Source organism: Paracoccus haematequi (assembly GCF_900631945.1).
In the GTDB taxonomy this organism is placed as follows: Bacteria; Pseudomonadota; Alphaproteobacteria; order Rhodobacterales; family Rhodobacteraceae; genus Paracoccus; species Paracoccus haematequi_A.
Map to the genome: position 1 here is coordinate 1 of NZ_UZWE01000034.1, position 2,500 is coordinate 2,500.

2 rRNA genes (1 of these 2 cut by a window edge) are annotated in these 2,500 nt (G+C 55.3%); both read right to left on the bottom strand.

Annotated elements, in window-relative coordinates:
* Positions 1 to 106: 106 nt before the first annotated feature.
* Positions 107 to 221: ribosomal RNA gene (gene rrf, locus PARHAE_RS12285) — 5S ribosomal RNA — on the bottom strand.
* An 86-nt stretch (positions 222 to 307) separates the two neighbouring features.
* Positions 308 to 2,500 (bottom strand): 23S ribosomal RNA (locus tag PARHAE_RS12290) (it continues 639 nt past the right edge of the window).

Genomic DNA, 2,500 nt, shown 5'->3' on the forward strand with positions numbered 1-2,500 from the left:
CCTTCAGGTTATGAGCCTGACGAGCTACCGGGCTGCTCTACCCCGCGCCATGGTTGTCTTGATCGGAGGCGTTATCGTTTCAGAGGGATGTTTTGCGTCTTTCCAGGTCTGGCGGTGACCTACTCTCCCACGTCTTGAGACGCAGTACCATCGGCGCAGCGGCACTTAACGGCCGAGTTCGGGATGGGATCGGGTGTTTTGCTCGCGCTAGGGCCACCAGACCAGGAAAGACGCAATCAGCGTCATCTGCGATGCAGATGATGTTGTCCAAGGATGCTTTCGAGAAGAAGTCCTGCTTCTTCTGGATCAAATCAAGCCTATCGAGCCATTAGTACCGGTCAGCTGAATGCATTGCTGCACTTACACCTCCGGCCTATCGACGTGGTGGTCTTCCACGGCTCTCAAGGGAGACCTTGTTTTGAGGGGGGCTTCACGCTTAGATGCCTTCAGCGTTTATCCTGTCCGTTCATAGCTACCCTGCACTGCCGTTGGCACGACAACAGGTCCACCAGTGGAACGTTCACCCCGGTCCTCTCGTACTAGGGGCAACTCCTCTCAAGTCTCCAACACCCACGGCAGATAGGGACCGAACTGTCTCACGACGTTCTAAACCCAGCTCACGTACCTCTTTAAATGGCGAACAGCCATACCCTTGGGACCTGCTCCAGCCCCAGGATGAGATGAGCCGACATCGAGGTGCCAAACGATGCCGTCGATATGGACTCTTGGGCATCATCAGCCTGTTATCCCCAGCGTACCTTTTATCCGTTGAGCGATGGCCCTTCCACTCGGGACCACCGGATCACTATGGCCGTCTTTCGACTCTGCTCGACTTGTCAGTCTTGCAGTCAGGCTGGCTTCTGCCATTGCACTCAACGAGCGATTTCCGACCGCTCTGAGCCAACCTTCGCGCGCCTCCGTTACTGTTTGGGAGGCGACCGCCCCAGTCAAACTACCCACCACGCAGGGTCCCGGACCCGGATAACGGGCCGCGGTTAGACATCAAGAGTGCGAAGGGCGGTATCTCAAGGATGGCTCCACGGGAACTGGCGTCCCCGCTTCAAAGCCTACCGCCTATCCTGCACATCGCAATCCTGATGCCAGTGCGAAGTTGTAGTAAAGGTGCATGGGGTCTTTCCGTCTAACCGCGGGAAGTCTGCATCTTCACAGACAATTCAATTTCGCTGAGTCCACATTTGAGACAGCGGGGAAGTCGTTACGCCATTCGTGCAGGTCGGAACTTACCCGACAAGGAATTTCGCTACCTTAGGACCGTTATAGTTACGGCCGCCGTTTACCGGGGCTTCAATTCAATGCTTGCACATCTCCTTTTAACCTTCCGGCACCGGGCAGGCGTCAGACCCTATACGTCGCCTTACGGCTTCGCAGAGCCCTGTGTTTTTAGTAAACAGTCGCCACCCCCTGGTTTGTGCCCCCGACCGATGCTTGCGCACCAATCGGGCCTCCTTCTCGCGAACTTACGGAGGTATTTTGCCGAGTTCCTTAAATGTGGTTCTCTCAAGCGCCTTGGTATTCTCTACCAGTCCACCTGTGTCGGTTTCGGGTACGGTCTTGTGGAGGGCTATTTCCAGGAACCCCTAAGCAGCCTCTTCAATCCGATAAGAAGAAACTACCCTCGGGATCCGTCACCATCTCCTGGCCCAGGAATATTAACCTGGTTCCCATCGACTACGCCTTTCGGCCTCGCCTTAGGGGCCGGCTTACCCTGCTCAGATTAGCTTTAAGCAGGAACCCTTGGACTTTCGGCGACAGGGTCTCTCACCCTGTTTGTCGCTACTCATGTCAACATTCTCACTTCTGATCACTCCACCGGATGCCTCACGGCCCGGCTTCACAGTCAGAACATTGCCTCCGCCGCACCCGAGGGTACGAAAGAGGCAGCGTCCTATATCACAGAACGCTCCGCTACCACGTGCATAAATGCACATCCAAAGCTTCGGCTCGTGGCTTGAGCCCCGTTACATCTTCGCCGCAAGACCTCTTGATTAGACCAGTGAGCTGTTACGCTATCTTTAAAGGATGGCTGCTTCTAAGCCAACCTCCTGGTTGTTTTGGAAGTCTCACATGCTTTCCCACTTAGCCACGAATTGGGGGCCTTAGCTGTTGGTCAGGGTTGTTTCCCTCTCCACGACGGACGTTAGCACCCGCCGTGTGTCTCCCGGATAGTACTCCACGGTATTCGGAGTTTGCTTAGACTCAGTAAGGCTGTGGGCCCCCATCATCCATGCAGTGCTCTACCCCCGTGGGTATTCGTCCGAGGCGCTACCTAAATAGCTTTCGCGGAGAACCAGCTATCTCCGAGTTTGATTGGCCTTTCACCCCTAGGCACAAGTCATCCCGACCTTTTTCAACAGGTGTGGGTTCGGACCTCCAGTTGGTGTTACCCAACCTTCATCCTGCTCATGCCTAGATCACTCGGTTTCGGGTCTGATCCGTCTGACTCAAGCGCCCATTTAAGACTCGCTTTCGCTGCGCCTAC